At 69.9% G+C, this 17091-nt stretch carries 21 protein-coding genes; 11 read left to right on the forward strand and 10 right to left on the reverse strand.

Going from position 1 to position 17091, the window contains the following annotated elements; genetic code table 11:
* Window positions 1–18 precede the first annotated feature (18 nt).
* On the forward strand, window positions 19–918 hold the full coding sequence (locus tag QSK37_RS46780) for an ABC transporter ATP-binding protein (protein WP_285635202.1): 900 nt from the start codon (window positions 19–21) through the stop codon (window positions 916–918).
* Window positions 915–2513, forward strand: coding sequence for an ABC transporter permease (locus QSK37_RS46785; RefSeq protein WP_285635205.1), 1599 nt, complete (start codon window positions 915–917; stop codon window positions 2511–2513). The genes QSK37_RS46780 and QSK37_RS46785 overlap by 4 nt, the downstream gene beginning before the upstream one ends.
* A gap of 40 nt (window positions 2514–2553) precedes the next feature.
* On the opposite strand, the gene QSK37_RS46790 is transcribed toward QSK37_RS46785, so the two are convergent.
* Window positions 2554–3009 carry a MarR family winged helix-turn-helix transcriptional regulator gene (locus tag QSK37_RS46790; protein WP_285635208.1) on the reverse strand — a complete coding sequence of 152 codons (456 nt, stop codon included), beginning with the start codon at window positions 3007–3009 and terminating at the stop codon, window positions 2554–2556.
* Window positions 3010–3090: 81 nt separating this feature from the next.
* Between QSK37_RS46790 and QSK37_RS46795 the strand changes: the two genes are divergently transcribed.
* Window positions 3091–3270 (forward strand): hypothetical protein, encoded by a 180-nt coding sequence (locus QSK37_RS46795; RefSeq protein WP_285574641.1) that lies wholly within the window; start codon window positions 3091–3093, stop codon window positions 3268–3270.
* Here QSK37_RS46795 and QSK37_RS46800 read toward each other — a convergent pair.
* On the reverse strand, window positions 3245–4816 hold the full coding sequence (locus QSK37_RS46800; RefSeq protein ID WP_285635211.1) for an FAD-dependent monooxygenase: 1572 nt from the start codon (window positions 4814–4816) through the stop codon (window positions 3245–3247). The two genes, QSK37_RS46795 and QSK37_RS46800, sit on opposite strands and share 26 nt — an antisense overlap.
* A 73-nt stretch (window positions 4817–4889) precedes the next feature.
* On the opposite strand from QSK37_RS46800, the gene QSK37_RS46805 reads away from it, so the two are divergent.
* Window positions 4890–5567: a TetR/AcrR family transcriptional regulator gene (locus QSK37_RS46805; protein ID WP_285635215.1), complete on the forward strand. Its 678-nt coding sequence runs from the start codon at window positions 4890–4892 to the stop codon at window positions 5565–5567.
* On the opposite strand, the gene QSK37_RS46810 is transcribed toward QSK37_RS46805, so the two are convergent.
* Window positions 5542–6219, reverse strand: a complete 678-nt coding sequence (locus QSK37_RS46810) for an FMN-dependent NADH-azoreductase (RefSeq protein WP_285635218.1) — start codon at window positions 6217–6219, stop codon at window positions 5542–5544. The genes QSK37_RS46805 and QSK37_RS46810 overlap by 26 nt on opposite strands.
* 112 nt (window positions 6220–6331) lie before the next feature.
* On the opposite strand from QSK37_RS46810, the gene QSK37_RS46815 reads away from it, so the two are divergent.
* The 3 genes from QSK37_RS46815 to QSK37_RS46825 all read left to right on the forward strand — a co-directional run bounded on the left by QSK37_RS46815 (window position 6332) and on the right by QSK37_RS46825 (window position 8828).
* Window positions 6332–7207 carry a sigma-70 family RNA polymerase sigma factor gene (locus QSK37_RS46815; protein ID WP_285635221.1) on the forward strand — a complete coding sequence of 292 codons (876 nt, stop codon included), beginning with the start codon at window positions 6332–6334 and terminating at the stop codon, window positions 7205–7207.
* A 116-nt stretch (window positions 7208–7323) separates the two neighbouring features.
* A complete protein-coding gene (locus tag QSK37_RS46820; RefSeq protein WP_285635224.1) occupies window positions 7324–8556 on the forward strand; it encodes a PP2C family protein-serine/threonine phosphatase in 1233 nt (410 codons plus the stop codon).
* A 134-nt stretch (window positions 8557–8690) separates the two neighbouring features.
* The gene (locus QSK37_RS46825; RefSeq protein WP_285635227.1) at window positions 8691–8828 is read left to right on the forward strand and encodes a hypothetical protein; all 138 of its coding nucleotides are present in this window, start codon (window positions 8691–8693) and stop codon (window positions 8826–8828) included.
* A 43-nt stretch (window positions 8829–8871) separates the two neighbouring features.
* Here QSK37_RS46825 and QSK37_RS46830 read toward each other — a convergent pair whose 3' ends face one another.
* Window positions 8872–11205, reverse strand: a complete 2334-nt coding sequence (locus QSK37_RS46830) for an FHA domain-containing protein (protein WP_285635230.1) — start codon at window positions 11203–11205, stop codon at window positions 8872–8874.
* A 203-nt stretch (window positions 11206–11408) separates the two neighbouring features.
* Between QSK37_RS46830 and QSK37_RS46835 the strand changes: the two genes are divergently transcribed.
* Window positions 11409–12038, forward strand: coding sequence for an LmeA family phospholipid-binding protein (locus QSK37_RS46835; RefSeq protein ID WP_285635233.1), 630 nt, complete (start codon window positions 11409–11411; stop codon window positions 12036–12038).
* Here the strand turns inward: QSK37_RS46835 and QSK37_RS46840 are convergent.
* Window positions 12028–12819 carry an SDR family NAD(P)-dependent oxidoreductase gene (locus QSK37_RS46840; protein ID WP_285635235.1) on the reverse strand — a complete coding sequence of 264 codons (792 nt, stop codon included), beginning with the start codon at window positions 12817–12819 and terminating at the stop codon, window positions 12028–12030. The two genes, QSK37_RS46835 and QSK37_RS46840, sit on opposite strands and share 11 nt — an antisense overlap.
* A gap of 111 nt (window positions 12820–12930) precedes the next feature.
* Here QSK37_RS46840 and QSK37_RS46845 point away from each other — a divergent pair, with 111 nt between their 5' ends.
* Complete coding sequence (locus QSK37_RS46845; protein WP_285635238.1) at window positions 12931–13332, forward strand: winged helix-turn-helix transcriptional regulator; 402 nt, start codon at window positions 12931–12933, stop codon at window positions 13330–13332.
* Here the strand turns inward: QSK37_RS46845 and QSK37_RS51570 are convergent.
* Window positions 13271–13636, reverse strand: a complete 366-nt coding sequence (locus QSK37_RS51570) for a helix-turn-helix domain-containing protein (RefSeq protein ID WP_349498049.1) — start codon at window positions 13634–13636, stop codon at window positions 13271–13273. The two genes, QSK37_RS46845 and QSK37_RS51570, sit on opposite strands and share 62 nt — an antisense overlap.
* A complete protein-coding gene (locus QSK37_RS46855; RefSeq protein WP_285635242.1) occupies window positions 13629–14075 on the reverse strand; it encodes an ATP-binding protein in 447 nt (148 codons plus the stop codon). Before QSK37_RS46855 ends, QSK37_RS51570 begins: the two co-directional genes overlap by 8 nt.
* A 130-nt stretch (window positions 14076–14205) precedes the next feature.
* Between QSK37_RS46855 and QSK37_RS46860 the strand changes: the two genes are divergently transcribed.
* A complete protein-coding gene (locus tag QSK37_RS46860) occupies window positions 14206–15015 on the forward strand; it encodes a helix-turn-helix domain-containing protein (RefSeq protein WP_285635245.1) in 810 nt (269 codons plus the stop codon).
* A complete protein-coding gene (locus QSK37_RS51985; protein WP_432705671.1) occupies window positions 15012–15116 on the forward strand; it encodes a DUF397 domain-containing protein in 105 nt (34 codons plus the stop codon). The genes QSK37_RS46860 and QSK37_RS51985 overlap by 4 nt, the downstream gene beginning before the upstream one ends.
* Here the strand turns inward: QSK37_RS51985 and QSK37_RS46865 are convergent.
* From QSK37_RS46865 to QSK37_RS46875, 3 genes are all read right to left on the reverse strand, one after another.
* Entirely contained in the window at window positions 15104–15676 is a 573-nt protein-coding gene (locus QSK37_RS46865; protein WP_285635248.1) for a YkgJ family cysteine cluster protein, read from the reverse strand. The two genes, QSK37_RS51985 and QSK37_RS46865, sit on opposite strands and share 13 nt — an antisense overlap.
* On the reverse strand, window positions 15673–16275 hold the full coding sequence (locus QSK37_RS46870; protein WP_285635251.1) for a hypothetical protein: 603 nt from the start codon (window positions 16273–16275) through the stop codon (window positions 15673–15675). Before QSK37_RS46870 ends, QSK37_RS46865 begins: the two co-directional genes overlap by 4 nt.
* An 81-nt stretch (window positions 16276–16356) precedes the next feature.
* Entirely contained in the window at window positions 16357–17049 is a 693-nt protein-coding gene (locus QSK37_RS46875) for an alpha/beta fold hydrolase (RefSeq protein WP_349498050.1), read from the reverse strand.
* Window positions 17050–17091 lie beyond the last annotated feature (42 nt).

Genomic DNA, 17091 nt, shown 5'->3' on the forward strand with positions numbered 1-17091 from the left:
TAGTGTACCTTCACGAACATGACAGACGCCATATCCGTATCCGGCCTGGTGAAGAGCTTCGGCCGGACCCGCGCGCTGGACGGGCTGGACCTCACCGTCCAGACGGGCGAGGTGCACGGCTTCCTGGGCCCGAACGGCGCCGGCAAGTCGACCACCATCCGTGTCCTGCTGGGTCTGCTGAAGGCCGACGCCGGCGAGGTGAGCCTGCTCGGCGGTGACCCCTGGCGCGACGTCGCCACACTGCACCGCCGCATCGCGTACGTCCCGGGCGACGTCACCCTGTGGCCGAACCTGTCCGGCGGCGAGGTCATCGATCTGCTCGGGCGGCTGCGCGGCGGGCAGGACGCCAAGCGGAAGGCCGAGCTGCTGAAGCGGTTCGAGCTCGACCCGCGCAAGAAGGGCCGGGCGTACTCCAAGGGGAACCGGCAGAAGGTCGCGCTGATCGCGGCGCTCGCCTCCGACGCCGAGCTGCTCATCCTGGACGAGCCGACCTCCGGGCTGGACCCGCTGATGGAAGAGGTCTTCCAGCGATGCGTGCAGGAGGAGCGCGACAGCGGCCGTACCGTCCTGCTGTCGAGCCACATCCTGTCCGAGGTCGAGGCGCTGTGCGACCGGGTCAGCATCATCCGCAAGGGCCGTACGGTCGAGTCCGGCTCCCTGGCCGACCTGCGCCACCTCACCCGCACCTCGATCTCGGTCGAGCTGGCCAACCCGCCGAACGGCCTGGCCGACCTGCCCGGCGTGCACAACGCGAAGATCGAGGGCCGGCGCGTGAGCCTGGAGGTCGACACCCCCAAGCTGGACGGCGTGCTCGCGCGGCTGACCGAGGCGGGCGTGCGGAGCCTGATCAGCCGGCCGCCGACGCTGGAGGAGCTGTTCCTCCGCCACTACGAGGACGAGACGGCGGCGGCGGAGTGAACGCGCTCGCGGGCACGGGGCTGCTCACCAAGCTGGCCTTCCGCCGCGACCGCGTCGCGGTGCCCTTCTGGATCTACCTCTTCGCCGTCACCGCGATCGGCACGGCCTACAGCAGCCGGGCCGCCTTCGACACCCTGCACAAACGCGTCGACTTCGCCGCGTCGGTGAACAAGAACCCCTCGATGCTGGCGCTGTACGGGCCGGTGCAGGACGCGGCCTCGGTCGGGTCGGTGAGCCTGTGGAAGGTCGGCGGGGTCGCCTCCGCCTTCGTCGGCGTGGTGGCCCTTCTCCTCACTGTGCGCCACACGCGCGGCGACGAGGAGTCCGGCCGTCTCGAACTGGTGAGCGCCGGCGTCGTCGGACGGTACGCCGCGCTCACCGCGGGGCTGATCACCGTGGTGACCACCAATCTGGTGCTCGCGGTGCTCGTGACCATCGGCCTCGTCGCCCTGGGCCTGCCCGCCGCCGGCTCGATCGCCTTCGCGCTCGGCTGGTTCGCGGTCGGCCTGGTGTTCGCCGCCGTCGCGGCCGTCACCGCGCAGCTCACCACGACCTCCCGTACGGCGAGCGGGCTGGCCATCGCGTTCCTGGGTCTGTGCTATCTGATCCGCGCGGGCGGCGACGCGGGCGGCCACGACGGGCCGACCTGGCTACTGTGGCTCTCGCCGTTCGGCTGGGTGTCCCACCTGCGGCCGTACGCGGGAGACGACTGGTGGGTGCTCCTCATCCCGGTGGTGTTCTCCGCCGTCTGCGTCGCAGCGGCGTTCGCGCTCGTCGGCCGACGGGACATTGGCGCCGGGCTGCTGCCCGACCGGCTCGGCCCGGCCGAGGCGGGCGCCGGCCTGGCCGGTCCGCTCGGGCTCGCCTGGCGACTGCAGCGCGGCTCGCTGCTGGCCTGGGCCGCCGGCTTCGTCGTGTACGGCGCGGCGATCGGCGGTGTGACGGCGAACGTCGAGGACATGGTCGGCGGCAAGAGCGGACGCGACGTGCTGGAGAAGCTCGGCGGCGGGCAGGCGATGGTCGACGCCTTCACGAACGTGGCGATGAGCCTCATGGCGCTGTTCGCCTCGGCGTACGCGGTGCAGGCCGTGCTCCGGCTGCGCTCGGAGGAGACCGGCCGGCTCGCCGAGCCCATTCTGGCGACGAAGGTCGGCCGGGCCGGCTGGGCGGCGGGGCACGTGCTGTTCGCGGTCGTCGGGCCCGCGGTCCTGATGGCCCTCGAAGGCGTCATCGTGGGTCTGGTCCACGGGTTGCGCAGCCACGATCTGGGCGGCCAGTTCCCGCGGATCTTCTGGAGCGCGATCGTGCAGCTGCCGGCGGTCTGGGTCCTCGCCGGGATCACGGTGGCGCTGTTCGGTCTCGCGCCGCGGCTCGCCGCGGCGGCGTGGGGCCTGCTCGGGCTGTTCCTACTGCTGGGCGAGCTCGGCCCGCTGCTGAAGCTCAAGCAGTGGGCGATGGACCTGTCGCCGTACACCCACGTGCCGAAGCTGCCGGGCGCGCCGATGCGGACGATGCCGGTCGTGGGGCTGGTCGTGGTCGCGGGGCTGCTGACCGCGGCCGGGCTGGCCGGCTTCCGGCGGCGCGACCTGAGCTGAGCGCTCCGCCGGCGGGCCGGTCGCGGGTGCGGCCGGCCCGTCAGCGTACGGCGTTCTTCGCGGCGGCGATGAGCCGGGTCAGGGCGCCGTGCAGGTCCTCCAGCTCGGTGATCTCCATGCCGAGCCGCGCCACGATCGTCGGCGGGATCTTCTCCGCCTCCGCGCGCAGCGCGCGGCCCGCGTCGGTCAGCGTGACGGCCAGCACCCGCTCGTCGCCGCTGTCGCGGCCACGCCGGACGTAACCACTGGCCTCCAGGCGCTTGAGCAGCGGAGACAGGGTGCCCGGGTCGAGCTGGAGCAGCCCGCTGAGCTCCTTCACGGACAACGGCGACCGCTCCCAGAGCGCCAGCATCACCAGGTACTGCGGGTGGGTCAGGCCCATCGGCTCCAGCAACGGCCGATAGACCGCGATGACGTTGCGCGACGCCACCGCCAGCGCGAAGCACACCTGACGCTCGAGCGCCAGCGGGTCATCGATGTCGCGAACGTCACTCACGGAAGCCTCCGAGTACGGCGGGATGCTCCCTATGATAGTTGGTGTACAAATCATTAGGGTACAAATTCGCCCGGAGGACTCATGGCCCGCATGTCATTCGAGGAGCGGATCGCGGCGCGGCAGGCGAGTCAGAAGCCGCTGAAGGAGGGCCGCGTCTTCGAACACGGTCCGGCGACGTTCCTGTTCGTGACACTGCTCGTCTTCGTCTTCGTGATCCACGTGGGCGGCCTCATCGTCATGATGGCGATGGGCATGCACTGAGATCACCCCCGAACCACCGCTGCAAGGCCGCCCGGAGCGCCGCCAGCTCCGTGGCATCGGGTCGGGGTGACGCGGACGCCCAGGCCACGAAGCAGTCCGGTCGAAGGAGCAGGGCGGTGGGCGCGAGGGCCTGCGGGCGTGCGGTGACGATGTCGACCTGGCCGTGCCGCAGGGTGGGCGTCTCCGCCAGCGATGCGTCTTCGGTCAGGTCGAGCAGCAGGGGGCGTGCGGTTCTGGTCAGCTCGGCCAGCCGGACCGGTCCGGTCGGGGTGTGCAGTTCGATGTCCGGGGCGAACCGGCCGGTCAGCGGGTGCGCTCCGGGTTCGCCCATGTCGTAGCGGACGTCGGCGCCTGCCGTGAGTTCCGCGAGGCGCTGCACGGTGCTCCGGTCGCGGAGCAGTTCGGCGAACAACGCGCGCAGTCCGGTGACGTCACTGCCGGGAGCGATCAGGGCCGACTGCGCCTGCGCGTTCATGATCATGCGGTCGGCGGCCGTTCGCCGCTCCGTCTCATAGCTGTTCAGCAGTCCAGGCGGGGCGCTGCCGCGAATCACGGCGGCGAGCTTCCAACCGAGATTGACCGCGTCCTGCAGACCGAGGTTGAGCCCGGGTCCTCCCCCCGTCGCACCGTACACATGGGCGGCATCACCGACCAGGAACACCCGGCCGGCGGAGAACCGTTCGGCGACTCGGGTGTTGCCGCCGGTGAGCCGGCGCAGCACGTGCGGCCCCTCGCCGTCGGGCGGACCGAGCGGCACGTCGACGCCGAGCACGCGGCGGATGCTCGCCCGCAACTCGTCGAGGCTCATCGGAGTGTCGCTCTCGGAGCGGCCCCACTCGGTGGCGCTGATCAACGGAGGGTGGCCGGGCAGCGGCGCGTACGAGAACCCGCCGTGCTCGGTGCGGTGGGGCAGGAACGGTGAAACGGCGCCGTAGCCGGGCACGTGCAGCGCACCGGTCGCGGAGTCGACCCAGTCCGCCGGGACCGTCGCGTGCGCTGAGCGGACGGTCATCCGGTCGTAGGTGATGCCGGGGAACCCGATGCCGGAGAGTTTGCGGGTAGTGCTGTGTGCCCCGTCCGCGCCGATCAGGAACCGGGCGCGCAGTTGGTACGCCCCGCTCGGGCCCGCGACGTCGACGGTCGCCGCGTCGTCGTCCTGCGACAGGCCGACGACCTCGTGGCCCCTCCGGATCTCCACGCCCAGTTCGGCGGCGCGCTCCTGGAGGACCTGCACGATGCGTCGTTGCGGGACCGGCAGGGCATGGACGGGGCTGCTCTCCAGCAGGCTCAGGTCCAGGCCCATCGCGCCGAACATGAAGTACCCGGAGTTCGGCTGCGGCGGTTCCGGGCTGCCGCTGAGGCGTTCGTGCAGCCCCCGGTGGTCGAGCATTCTCACGACCTGGCCGAGCAGTCCGTTGGCCTTCGGTTCCTCGCTCATCTCCGGCAGCCGCTCCAGCACGACCGGCCTGACTCCCGCCAGGCTCAGCTCGCAGGCCAGCATCAGCCCGTTCGGGCCGCCGCCGACGATGACGACATCTGTGATCATGTGGCTCAGGTTAGGAAGAAAAGTGCGTGCACGCAAGTTTGCGTGCACGCATCAAAGCTGGGAGGCTGGGACGGTGACGACGAGACGGACGGGGTTGCGCGAGCAGAAGAAGCAGGCCACCCGAGAGGCGTTGCGCGCGGCGGCACTCCGGTTGGCTCTCGAGCGTGGACCGGAGAACGTGCGCGTCGACGACATCGCCGAGGCCGCCGGAGTCTCACCGAGGACCTACAACAACTACTTCTCCAGCCGAGAACAGGCGATCGTCGCCGCCGTCACCGGTGAGCGGGAAGCGCGGGTCGCGGAGGCGGTGGCCGACCGGTCCGCCGATGACGGCCTCGCCGAGGCCGTCATCGAGGCGATCGTGGATCAGTACACCGCCACGGGCGGACCCGGTCGCGACGCGCTGCTCCTGATCACCACCCGCCCCGCGCTGCGCGACACGTTCGTCGACGCCGCGGCCGCGGTCGAAAATCCCCTTGCCGACGCGATCGCCGAACGCCTCGGCGACACCGACCCGAACACCGCCCGCGTGCTCGCGGCGAGCGTGGCCGCCGCGGTTCGCGTCGCGCTCGAACAGTGGCTGGGGACGACCACCGAGGCCTCCACGGCCGGCGGGCTCGTCGTGCCGTCCGGCTCGCTACCGGACCTGCTCCGGGCCGCGCTCGCACCGCTCACCCCCGCACTCGACGCCGCTGAGAGACGAGCACGTGAGGGGAATGCGCGGATCAGGACCGCGCCACCAGGTCGGTGATCGCCGCCCGCGCCGCCGCCAGCGAGCGTTCCGCGACCGGCTGCAGATGGGCCAGGTCCGGCACGAGGCTCGCCAGGGTCATCTCGGCGTGCACGAACGCCAGATCCTCCTCGGCCACACCGAGGTTGGTGAAGTAGGTCCGCAGGTAGGGCTCCTGGAAGTCGAACCCCTCGCGGGGCGTGCCCGGCCCGTACGCCCCGCCCCGCGCGGTGACCACGACGACTCTCGTGCCGCGCAGCAGGCTTTCCCCGCTGTCCGGGTCGGCGTACGCGCCCGGAAAGGTCACCCGGTCGATCCATGCCTTGAGCGAGGCCGACGCCGAGAAGTTGTACATCGGGCCGCCGACCAGCACGGTGTCCGCCGCCAGCAACTCCTCGATCAGCGGCAGTGTCAGCGCCCATTCGCGTTCCTCCGCCGCGCCCTCCACCAGCGACGGAACCTTGGCGGGGGAGACGTAGCCGTGCCGTTCGACCCGGCGGCCCAGAGCGCAGTAGGCCGGGCTGATCAGCGGGACCGGGTCGGCGGCCAGGTCCCGGTACCGGTACCCGGCCTCGCCGTTCCGCTCCCGCCAGGTCTCGGCGAACAGCGAGCTCAGCCGCTTGCTCACCGAGTCGCCGGAATGGCTCGAGTCCAGGTGCAGCAAGCCGGTCATCGAGCTCCCCCATAGGATGGTGCGCGCCGCGCCGCGCCGTTCTCGTAGTGGATCATCAGTCCTCTTCTCTTCGGTCACCGCTATGACGACGCCTGGCGCGGAAAGGTGACCCATGGAGACGGAAGTACGGCTGGCGGAGCGGTTCGACACCGACCGCGGCCATCTGCGGGCGGTCGCGTACCGCATGCTCGGCTCGCTCGACGAGGCCGACGACGCGGTTCAGGAGACCTGGCTGCGAGCCTCCCGCACCGACATCGGCGAGATCGCCAACGTGACGGGCTGGCTGACCACGATCGTCGGCCGGGTCTGCCTCGACATGCTCCGGGTCCGGCGGCGCCGGGGCGAGGAGCTCACCGCCGAGCCGGTCGCGTCGTCCGCGCCCGGCGCCGACCCGGAGGACGAGGCGGTGCTGGCCGAATCCGTCGGGCTCGCCCTCCTCGTCGTGCTCGACACGCTCGGCCCCGCGGAACGCGTCGCGTTCGTCCTCCACGACCTGTTCGCCGTGCCGTTCACCGACATCGCCGCGATCCTGGAGCGGTCGACGGTCGCGGCCAAGAAACTCGCGAGCCGCGCCCGCCGGCGGATGCACGGCACGCCCGCCGTTCCCGCCGCCGACCTCGTACGGCAGCGGGAGATCGTGGGCGCCTTCCTCGCCGCCTCGCGCGCCGGTGACCTGGAGGCGCTGCTCGCGGTGCTGGCCCCGGACGTCGTACGGCGGACGGATCGCGTCGCGCCGGGCGGCGAGGGCGAGGTACGGGGAGCGCGGCGGATCGCCGAGGAGACGCTCACCAACACGGCCAGGGCACGCGTCGCCGACCTGGCGCTGGTGGACGGCGAGATCGGCCTCGTCGTCGCCCCGCGTGGGCGGCTGCTGCTCGTCCTGCGGGTCGAGGTCGACGGCGACCGCGTGACCGCCGTGGACGTGATCGCCGACCCGGTACGGCTGCGACGGCTCCGGATCGCCCTCGCTCAGAGTGGCCTGCGGTAACAGAGAGACGCCTGTTTCGTCACGCTCCGCAGTCGACTGCGACGGTCCAGTAACGGCGATTCCGGAGGCGCAGGCAGGAGGCAACGGGACGTATGAGCACCACCTACTCTTGTCGGGTGGCAACGTCTTCTGGCATCGGGTCCGCGGCGGAGGATCGACTGCGACAGATTCAGTCGATCACCGACACCGCACTGTCCCTGATGACGAGTGAAGACCTGCTCAACGAGCTGTTGGAGCGACTTCGCGAGATCCTTGACGTCGACACGGCCGTCGTCCTGCTGGTCGACTCATCCCGAACGCGGCTCGTCGCGACCGCGGCGAAGGGGATCGAGGAGGAGGTGCGCCAGCGCGTGGTCGTCCCGGTCGGCCAGGGCTTCGCCGGGCGGGTGGCGGCCGAGCGAAAGCCGGTGCAGCTCCAGACGGTCGACTCCGCGCACGTGGTCAACCCGCTGCTGGTGCAGCGCGGCCTCCACTCGCTGCTCGGTGTGCCCCTCGTGGCCGAAGGCGAACTGGTGGGCGTGCTGCACGTCGGCAAGTTCAACCCCCGGCACTTCACCGACCACGAGATCGCGCTGTTGCAACTCGCCGCCGACCGGGCCGCGCAGGCGGCGCGGTCCCTGACGATGGGCGCGGAGCGTGCCGCGGCCGGTGCGCTCCAGCAAAGCCTGGTACCCACCGCCCTTCCCCACATTCCCGGCGTCGAGATGGCGGCGCGCTACAGCCCGGGCGCGTCCACGGTCGGCGGAGACTGGTACGACGTGTTCACCCTTCCCTCCGGCGAGCTGGGCGTGGTGATGGGCGACGTCGCCGGGCACGGGCTGAACGCCGCGGTGGTGATGGGCCGCATGCGCAGCGCCCTCCGGGCGTACGCGCTGGAGACCAGCGATCCGGCGGCGGTCCTGGACAAGCTCGACCGCAAGATGCAGCACTTCGAACCCGGCGCCATCGCCACGGTGGCGTACGCCGTGTGCCATCCGCGGTTGGAGTGGGCGAGGATCGCCTCGGCCGGCCACTGGCCGCCGGTCCTGTCCGTCCCGGACGGCCCCAGCGACACGGTCGATCTGCGGTCCGGTGTCCTCATCGGGATCGATCCCGATCCGCGGCGCGACGTGGCCACGGTGGAGATCCCCGCCGGGGCCGTGCTGTGCTTCTACACCGACGGGCTCATCGAGCGGCGGGACGTGCCGATCGACACGAACCTTCGCCGGTTGTGCGAAGCGGTCGTGCCGGGTCCGCCTGAGAGAGTCTGCGCCGAGGTGATGTTGTCCCTCATCGGCCGCGAGATCGTGGCGGACGACGTCGCCCTGCTCACCCTGCGCCGCCGGGATTCGCAGCCTCCGACGACCTGACCATGAGCCGGGGCGGAACTGGCTAAAAGGACGGGACCGAACACCACCTGGGTCTCTACCGCGAACGGGCACTGCTCCACGGCACGTCGTACCACCTTGTGATCGGCAGCGATCCGAGCCTGTCCTACGGACACATGGTCGACATCACACCCACCTTCGGCGGAACCTTCGCGGTTCGGACGTCCGAGTGGACGGCCGCCGGAGTGCGCGTTCGCTTCACCACCGGGCATGAGCTGTTCGTCCCCGCATCCGCGTTCATCGGCGGACGGTGAGCGGGTGCGGATCGCCCGGATCCGCCGTTGAGCGGCCCGCCGGTCAGAGCCGGGTACGGCGGCCGGGGCGCAGGCGTTCGAGGCGCCACCAGGCGATGACGAGGAAGGTCAGGCCGAGGCCGGCCAGCACGCCCATGTCCTTGATCCACGCCGCTCGGGTGTGCCGCCACAGCGAGTCGGGCGGGGTGTCGTGCAGCGGCGGCTGCAGGTGGTTCAGGTCGACGGTCGCGGCGGTGGCGGCCATGCCCCAGCGGGAGGGCGCGAGCCAGGCGAGCTGTTCGAGGCCGATCTTGCCGGGCAGCGCGACCAGCGCACCGCACAGGATGACCTGCGCCAGCGACACCAGCACCAGCAGCGGCATGGTCTTCTCCGACGTGCTCACCGCCGCCGAGATGAGCAGACCCATCGCCATCGACACGATCGCCAGCCCGGCCATCGCGAGGATCAGTTCGAGAAGCGGAGAGGTCACCGCGCCGTGCGCCGGCATCCGGCGGCCCGCCATGCCGATGATGACCAGCAGCACGGACTGGACACCGGTGATCAGCCCGAGGATGAGGATCTTGGACAGCAGGTAGACGCCTGACGACAGGCCCGCCGCGCGTTCGCGCCGGTAGATGGCGCGCTCCTTGACCAGTTCGCGTACGGCGTTGGCGGCGCCGACGAAGACCGCGCCGATGACCAGCGTCAGCAGCAGTGAGGCGGCGTCGGCGTTCTTGCCCGGCGGCCCGGCCAGGCCGTACTGGGCCGGCACCGCGCGGATCAGCGCGCCGACCACGACCGGCAGGATGCCGAGCACCGCGAGGTAGCTGCGTTCGGAGCCGATGACGGCCAGGTAGCGGCGGCACAGCGTGCCGAGCTGGGCCAGGCGGCCCTGCCGGCGTGGCGGCTTGGACGGCGGCGACACGTCGCGCCTCCGCCCGTTCAGCCCGCCGTCGAGACCGGACACGACGTACTGGGCGTACAGCGGCGAGACCTGGAACTCCGTGGCCCAGTCGCGGCCCGGTTCGCGGTCGAACGCCTGGAAGACCTCGGCCCAGCTGTTCTTGCCGAAGAACGTCAGCCCCTCCGACGGCGGCCCGTAGAAGGCCACCCGCCCGCCGGGGACGAGGACGAGCAGCCGGTCGCAGGTGTCGAGGTTGGCGACGCTGTGCGTCACGACGACGATGGTGCGGCCGTCGTGCGCGAGGTCGCGCATCATCTCCATGACGGACTTGTCCAGCCCGGGGTCCAGGCCGGACGTCGGCTCGTCCAGGAACAGCAGCGACGGCTTGGTCAGGAGTTCGAGCGCCACGCTCACGCGTTTGCGCTGGCCGCCGGACAGCCGGTCGACGCGCGTCTGCGCGTGCGGCGTCAGGCCCAGCTCCTCCAGCACCTCATCCACGCGGCGGTCGCGTTCGGCCCCGCTGGTGTCGCCGGGGAACCGCAGCTCCGCGGCGTACCGCAGCGCCCGCCGCGTGGGCAGCTGGGTGTGCAGGATGTCCTCCTGCGGAACCAGGCCGATGCGGTGCCGCAGCTCCGGATAGTGCGTGTAGAGGTCGCGGTGGTCGTACTGGACGCTGCCCTCGGTGGCCGGACGCGTGCCGGTCACCGCGCCGAGCAGGGTGGACTTGCCCGCGCCGCTCGGACCGATGACGCCGACGAGGCACCGCTCCGGGATCGGGAAGCTCACGTGGTCGAGCAGGACCTTGCCCTTGGCGGTCCGTACGACGAGATCCTGGGCGATCAGCGAGACGTCGCCGGTGTCGTCGAATTCCCTTAGTTCATTCCCGACCAGGCGAAAAGTGGCGCGTCCGATACCGACGATGTCAGTATTGTTCAGCACCGCCGAAGTGACGCGTCGCCCATTGACGAAGGTGCCGTTATGGCCGCCCAGATCGACGATCTCGTGCTGGCCGCCGGCGACCTCACGCAGTTCCGCGTGGTACCGGGAGACGATCAGATCGGGCAGCACGATGTCGTTGTCGGGCGCGCGGCCGATCCGCAGCCGCCGGGTCCGTACCTGGATGATCGAGGTCGGCTCACGGTCGACGCCGGTCCGCTGGTCCATCATCGGCGGAACCGAGCAGGCCAACTGGACACCGCTCGTCACGTGGCCCAGCGAGAGGAGGATCTCGCCCTCGATGCCCGCGCGCCGGATCCGGTGGCCGCCAACGAACGTGCCGTTGGTGCTGCCCAGGTCCTCGAAGATCCAGCCGTTGTCATCGGTGCGCAGCACACCGTGCCGCCACGACACCCGGGCATCGTCCACAGTGATGTCGGCGGCCGGATCGCGGCCGACCTGATAGGACCCACCGGGCTGGAGCGTACGGACCGTCCCCGTGGTCCGCACGACGAGCGCCGGGGGAGCCACGGATGAGACGGAGCCCTCGACCGTCATAGCACCGCAGTGTAGAGCAATAACCTCGAACGCCCATCTTTCCCGCGTGGCATATTTTGGCTATTGACGGCAGGCCATCGGTGAAATTGGGTGAATGACATGCTGGCCCGCAGTGCGAGACCGCGATGAGCACATTCTCGTCGGATTCGACGCGCCCGGACCTCCCCGCGAGACGGAGGAGGCGCCGCTGGCCCGTGGTATTGGTGATCGTCATTCTGGTGCTGGCCGGGATCGCCGTCGCCGGCGACCGCGTCGCGGCGGCGTACGCCGAGCGCCGGATCGCCTCCGAGGTGCAGAAGGAGGGCTTCGGCGCCCGCCCCGACGTCACGATCTACGGCTTCCCGTTCCTGACCCAGGTGCTGCGCCGCCACTTCCCGCACGCCCGCATGACCGCCCACGACGTACGGGAGGGTCCGCTGACGATCAGCACCATCGACGGCGACGCCCGCGACGTACGGGTGGACTCGGGCTTCCGCTCGGGCACGATCGGCAGCGTGGACGGCACGGCGACGGTGTCGTTCGGCGCACTGACCAAGGCCGCCGGCCAACCCGACCTGTCACTGACCGCCGCGGGCCCCGACACGGTCAAGGCGGACGTGGACCTGGAGGTCGCGACCGCGACCGCGACGGCCCAGGTCACGAAGGTCGGCAACGGCATACGGGTGCACGCGGTGTCGGTGGAGGGCTTCCCGCTGTCGGACCTGGGCGACGACCTCGACTTCACGGTCCCGGTGACGGGCCTGCCGATGGGCCTGAAGTTCAAGAGCCTGAAAGTGTCCTCGAAGGGGATCGCCCTGCGGATCACCGGCTCACACCTGAAGTTCAGCGACTGACCGCGTCATCGCGGAACCGGGCCGGCAGGCCGTCCAGCAACTGGCTCAGCAGAGGGTATCCGCCATCGACGGGGATCACCTGGCCGGTGACCGCGGCGAACGCGCCGTCCACGAGCGCGGCGATCGGGCGAGCCAGGTCCTGCGGCCGCAGCATTGTGCCGGTCACGGACCGGTCGCCGAAGTGGCGCCGGATGCCGTCGGTGAACACCTCAGCGGTGGCATCGGTACCGACCGCGCCCGGGGCGACGGCGTTGACGGTGACGCCGTCCCGTATGGCCTCGCCGGCGACCTGCAGGACGAAAGCGTTCACGGCGGCCTTGGCCGTGGAGTGGGCGGCACTGCCGATGATCAGCTCGGCCGCGGTGGCGGAGACGTAGACGATCCGGCCGGACCGCCGCCGGCGCATGACCGGCAGCACGCGCCGGGTCAGGTGGTAGAGCCCGGCCAGCTCGCCGCTCACCTTGGCCTCGAACGCCTCCCACGGGACGTGCTCCAGCGGGCCGAACGGCGGTGCCACGGTGTTGGCGTTGCCCACCAGCACGTCGATCCGCCCGTGCTCGGCGACCACCCGGTCCACCAGCGCGGTGACCTGAGCCTCGTCGGTCACGTCGGCCGAGATCGCCTGCGCGTCGCCGATCTGCTCGACCACCAGCTTCGCGGACTCGGCGTCGCGCAGATAGTTGACGATCACGTGATAGCCGAGCCGGCCCAACTCGCGCGCGGTCGCGGCCCCGATTCCCCGGCCGGCTCCGCTGACCAGCGCTACCCGCTTGCTGTTCATCTTGCCTCTCCCTGCTCGTCGTACGAAGACGCGGGAGACATTAGGTTCTGGGCTTACCCTTTGTAAGTACGTACCTTTTGGTAAGCCCATGCGACCGCGGTAGGTGAGCAGGTGGACGAGAGCGACGCCCGGTGGATCAGTGACACGTTTCACAGCGCCTGCCCTGGGCGGGAGGTGATGGAACATGTCACCGGACGATGGGTGCCGCTGATCCTCGCCGCCTTGACGCCTGGGCCGATGCGCTTCTTCGAACTGCGCGAGCGCATCGAGGGCATCAGCGAGAAGATGCTCTCCGCGAAGCTCCGGACCCTGGTCCGCGACGGGATGGTCGAGCGCACCGTGGAGCCGACCACCCCGCCACAGGTCAGCTATGAGCTGACCGAGCTGGGCCGGGGCCTGTCCCGCCCGTTCGCCCAACTGGTCCGCTGGATCTCGGCACACACCCCCGAGGTCATGGCGGCTCAGCGGCACTATGACGAGGCCGTGCATGACTTCGCAGCGCCGTCTGCCTGATGAGGATGCGGCGCATCATGCCGTAGCTCACGCCGAACTCGGCGGCCACCCGGCGAATCGGCCAGCCTTGGTCGTAGAGCCGGGCCGCGTCTTCGTCGATCCGTCGTTCGGTGGTGTTGTCGGTCCGTAGGGTCAGTACCTCGCCGCGCCGATAGCGGCGATGGCCGCCGGGGGTGTGGACGGCGGGCTTGATGATCCCGTCCCTTGCCCACCGGGCGAGCGTGGTGGTCCGTACGCCCAGCAGCGCCGCCGCCTCACGTGGCGTGAGCAGATCGTCGAAGTGGGGCGCCATGTCCTTACTCATCGGACGCCGTGCGCGGCAGTTCGAACCACACGTATTTGCCCTGGCGGCCGGTCGCGGGGTCGGTGGCGGGCGTCGAGCCCCACTGCGTCGCGATCGCGGCGACCAGCACCAGGCCGCGCCCCGCCTCGGCGTCCAGAGCGGGAAATTCCGGAGGTGCCGGCGGGGGATCGGGGTTGCCGTCGTACACGCCGACGCGGTACGCGAGCGGGCCCCGGGTGATCGTCAAACCGATGGCGGCACCGCCGTTGACCTCGAACAACGCCTCTTCTCGTAGCGCGTTGGTCACCAGCTCGCTCACGAGGATCCGTGCGTCGGGAATGACGTCGGCCCGGCCGTGGGCGAGGAAATACGCCGCGACCCACGTACGCGCCTCACCGGGCGCGGTGGCGTCTTTGACGAAGAGTCCGGACGCCGTCGTCGCCGAACTCCACGGCCGCAACCGGCCTTTCCGATATGTGTGCGTTCATGGGATCGCCCATCTCCGCTGTGAAGTGGAATTACCGACGAGCGTGACATTCAATGTGTAGCCTGTGTCGTACACAAAAAAATCGTGTACGGGGAGGTGTCGCATGGCGCTCGCCGACGAGCTGGATCCCTTGGGATCACTTCATGACTGGGTGGCCTTCGACCTAAGGAGATATCGCCTCGCGCACGGCATGTCGCAGGCCGATGTGGGCCGCATCCTGAATGTGCGCCGATCCGCTGTACACAACTACGAATCGGGCCTCCGCCCACTGGATATCGAGCACGCCCGAAAATTAGACAGCGCGTGGGACACGTGCGGCCACTTCGAACGCCTGGTCACCCACGCGAACCAGCAACATGATTCGGGCTGGTTCCTGCAGTTCTTGCGGTACGAGCGCCGCGCCAAGATCATTCGCGCCTACGAGGCGCTCGTGGTTCCTGGCCTGCTCCAGACACCCGACTACGCACGGGCGTTCCTGATCGCCGGCGGCGTGCCGGATGTGGACGCGGCGGTCAAAATGCGTATGGAACGGCAACACGTGTTGGACCGTGACCCGCCTCCGCGGCTGTCCGTCCTGCTGGATGAGGGAATCCTGTCCCGACCTGTGGGTGGCAAAGCGGTCATGCGTGCGCAACTCGCGTACCTCTTGGAGGCGGGCGAGCGACCGAACGTGAGTATCCGCGTGGTGCCCATCGATGTCGGCGAGCACCTTGGACTGGACGGATCTTTCGAGGTCATCGAGACGGAGAGCGACACGGTCGCGTACCTCGAAGCCCAGGGCGGTGGGAGGCTCGACAGGGGGGCGAAGGGTGTGGAACGGATGATGGTCAATTACGATCGCATCGGAGACCAGGCGCTCCCCGTAAAACTGTCTCGGCGTCTGATGGAAACCGCCATGGAGGCAATGACATGACCGAGTCTGACGGCTGGCGTAAGTCGAGTCGTTCGCAGGGCAACAACTCCGACTGTGTCGAGATCAGGGTCGTAATGCGTGGCGGCGTTCAGTCTTCTTGAGCTTGCGCCGCCGTTTCGGGGGTGTACCTCAGCAGGAAGTCGTAGAGATCGTAAGGTGTCGCTTCCCGGCCGGAGGCGTCGATCCGCTTGTTCCAGACCCGGATGATCTCTCGGTGTTCGGCGCGGGCCGCGTTGTCGAGGGTGAGTTCACGTCGGCTGTTGGGGAGGTCCATCGCGAACAGGTTCCAGGAGTCGGGGCCGCAGACGACGTTCTCCCGGACCGTCACCACGCCGCCCCGCAGGCTCATGGGGAAGGTGCTGCACACGAGCGGACGGTGGGCGTACACGCCGCAGCGGGCCTCGCCGGAGGCGATCTCCATGAGGAACACGCAGCCGCTGTCGTCCGCCGATCGTTGCAGGTAGAGCTTTTTCGCGGGTCCGCCCGGCCGGAGGCGGAAGCCCTCCTTGTCGGTGTCCAGCAGCCGGACGAAGTCGCTGGGATGCATGGCGGTGCCCTCGGCGAGTACCCGGACATCCCTGGGGGTTATCCCGACCTGGTACTTGCGGCAGCACCTGGCGGCGCAACCGGCGCATCCGGCGACGTTGGGACCGCTGCTCATGCCGTCACATCCTCGGGCCATCCCGCGCCGGCCTCGCGGGCGCTCTGTGCTTCGAGCAGGTAGCGCTGAAAATCCTTGATGTCGGACTCCTCGTCGGAGTCGGCCGCCAGCGCGTTCCACCGCTCCACGAGTTCGAACCAGTGGTCACGGTCGGCCGTCCAGGTGCTCATGGCCTTGACCACCGCCCCCCGGTCCAGATCCTCCAGCTTCCACTCATGGCAGTCGCAGGTGCGTTCGGGACGTACCGTCGGAACGCCGTCCTTCGGATCGATCGGGAACATCCGGCACGCGACGGGGGCGACGTCTCCGAGGCCGCAGCAGGCGGCGCCGCTGGGCGTACGGATCGAGAAGACGCATCCGTGGGCGGCGTTGGCGAGCTTGAGGGTGACGCGGCGGCGGCCCTTGTCGAGGACGATGCCGGTGGGGTCGCCGACCGTGGCGGGCGCGGTCTGCGTGAATTTCCACGGTTCGAGGGCGAGCGTACGGGAGATCCGGACGATGTCCGCCCCGGTGACGTACCGGGCGCCGCGCGTACAGCGGGTCCTCGCCCGGCAGGACTGCCATTCGGCTCGTGCGCTCGTCGACTGATCCGACAGCAATGCCTCGTTCTCCTCCGCTGTGGTGACGCAGACCAACCCCTTCTTCGGCATACGGAAGGGAACGCCCGGCGGTTCAACCGCTCAGCGCGCGGCTTCGGAGGTGACGCGCTGAATGGTCTTGACGGCGAGGTCGGGCTGGTCGACGTAGATGTAGTGTTCGCTGTTCGTGGCCGTGATCAGCTTGCTGTGGTGGGAGATCGCGAGCCATTCGCGCTGACCCTTGGCCCAGTCTTCCTCCAGGCGGGGTCCGTACTCGGGGAAGGCCGCGAGGTACTTCTTCCCATGCTGGATCACCGCTACCGGGATGTCGCCGGCCGAGCGGACCTTCCCGTCGGTGATGAGGAGCTTCTCCGGGTTGTCGCCCCGGTCGACCTGGAGGGTCTGCGCGCGCAGTTCGGCCGCCGGGCCGGTGGCGGACTCGGGGATCGCGTTGGTGACGTCGGCGACCGAGGTCGGTGATGTGGCGTCCATCAGGACCACGCCCTTGACCCTGTCCCGGTGGCCGGGGGCGTACCTGGCGGCGATCATCCCGCCCAGCGAGTGCCCGGCCAGCACGACCGGCCGGTGACCGGCGACCCGGTCGATGACCCCGGTGAGGATCTTCCCGCTGCCGGCGAAGGTCTGCGGGCCGTCCGGCTGGTCGCTCGCGCCTTCGCCGAGCCGGTCGTAGGAGCAGACACGGTTCTTCTCGCTCAGGGTCTTCTGGATGCCGGCCATCTTCTCCAGCCCATCGCCCAGCCCGGGCATCAAGACGATGACGGGCTTGTGTTTCATCGGTTTGCCCGAGCAGGAGACGTTCACCGTCCGGCCGTCGAT

This window comes from Actinoallomurus iriomotensis, assembly GCF_030269445.1.
Classification (GTDB): Bacteria; Actinomycetota; Actinomycetes; order Streptosporangiales; family Streptosporangiaceae; genus Actinoallomurus; species Actinoallomurus iriomotensis.

Bases quoted from the DNA above. Each gene is read 5' to 3' on its own strand.
- QSK37_RS46795 (WP_285574641.1), top strand. From the start codon at position 3,091: ATGGCCCGCATGTCATTCGAGGAGCGGATCGCGGCGCGGCAGGCGAGT.
- QSK37_RS46840 (WP_285635235.1), bottom strand. From the start codon at position 12,819: ATGAACAGCAAGCGGGTAGCGCTGGTCAGCGGAGCCGGCCGGGGAATC.
- QSK37_RS51570 (WP_349498049.1), bottom strand. From the start codon at position 13,636: ATGAGTAAGGACATGGCGCCCCACTTCGACGATCTGCTCACGCCACGT.
- QSK37_RS46780 (WP_285635202.1), top strand. From the start codon at position 19: ATGACAGACGCCATATCCGTATCCGGCCTGGTGAAGAGCTTCGGCCGG.
- QSK37_RS51985 (WP_432705671.1), top strand. From the start codon at position 15,012: ATGACCGAGTCTGACGGCTGGCGTAAGTCGAGTCGTTCGCAGGGCAAC.
- QSK37_RS46830 (WP_285635230.1), bottom strand. From the start codon at position 11,205: ATGACGGTCGAGGGCTCCGTCTCATCCGTGGCTCCCCCGGCGCTCGTC.
- QSK37_RS46825 (WP_285635227.1), top strand. From the start codon at position 8,691: ATGGTCGACATCACACCCACCTTCGGCGGAACCTTCGCGGTTCGGACG.
- QSK37_RS46815 (WP_285635221.1), top strand. From the start codon at position 6,332: ATGGAGACGGAAGTACGGCTGGCGGAGCGGTTCGACACCGACCGCGGC.
- QSK37_RS46800 (WP_285635211.1), bottom strand. From the start codon at position 4,816: ATGATCACAGATGTCGTCATCGTCGGCGGCGGCCCGAACGGGCTGATG.
- QSK37_RS46810 (WP_285635218.1), bottom strand. From the start codon at position 6,219: ATGACCGGCTTGCTGCACCTGGACTCGAGCCATTCCGGCGACTCGGTG.
- QSK37_RS46860 (WP_285635245.1), top strand. From the start codon at position 14,206: ATGGCGCTCGCCGACGAGCTGGATCCCTTGGGATCACTTCATGACTGG.
- QSK37_RS46865 (WP_285635248.1), bottom strand. From the start codon at position 15,676: ATGAGCAGCGGTCCCAACGTCGCCGGATGCGCCGGTTGCGCCGCCAGG.
- QSK37_RS46875 (WP_349498050.1), bottom strand. From the start codon at position 17,049: ATGAAACACAAGCCCGTCATCGTCTTGATGCCCGGGCTGGGCGATGGG.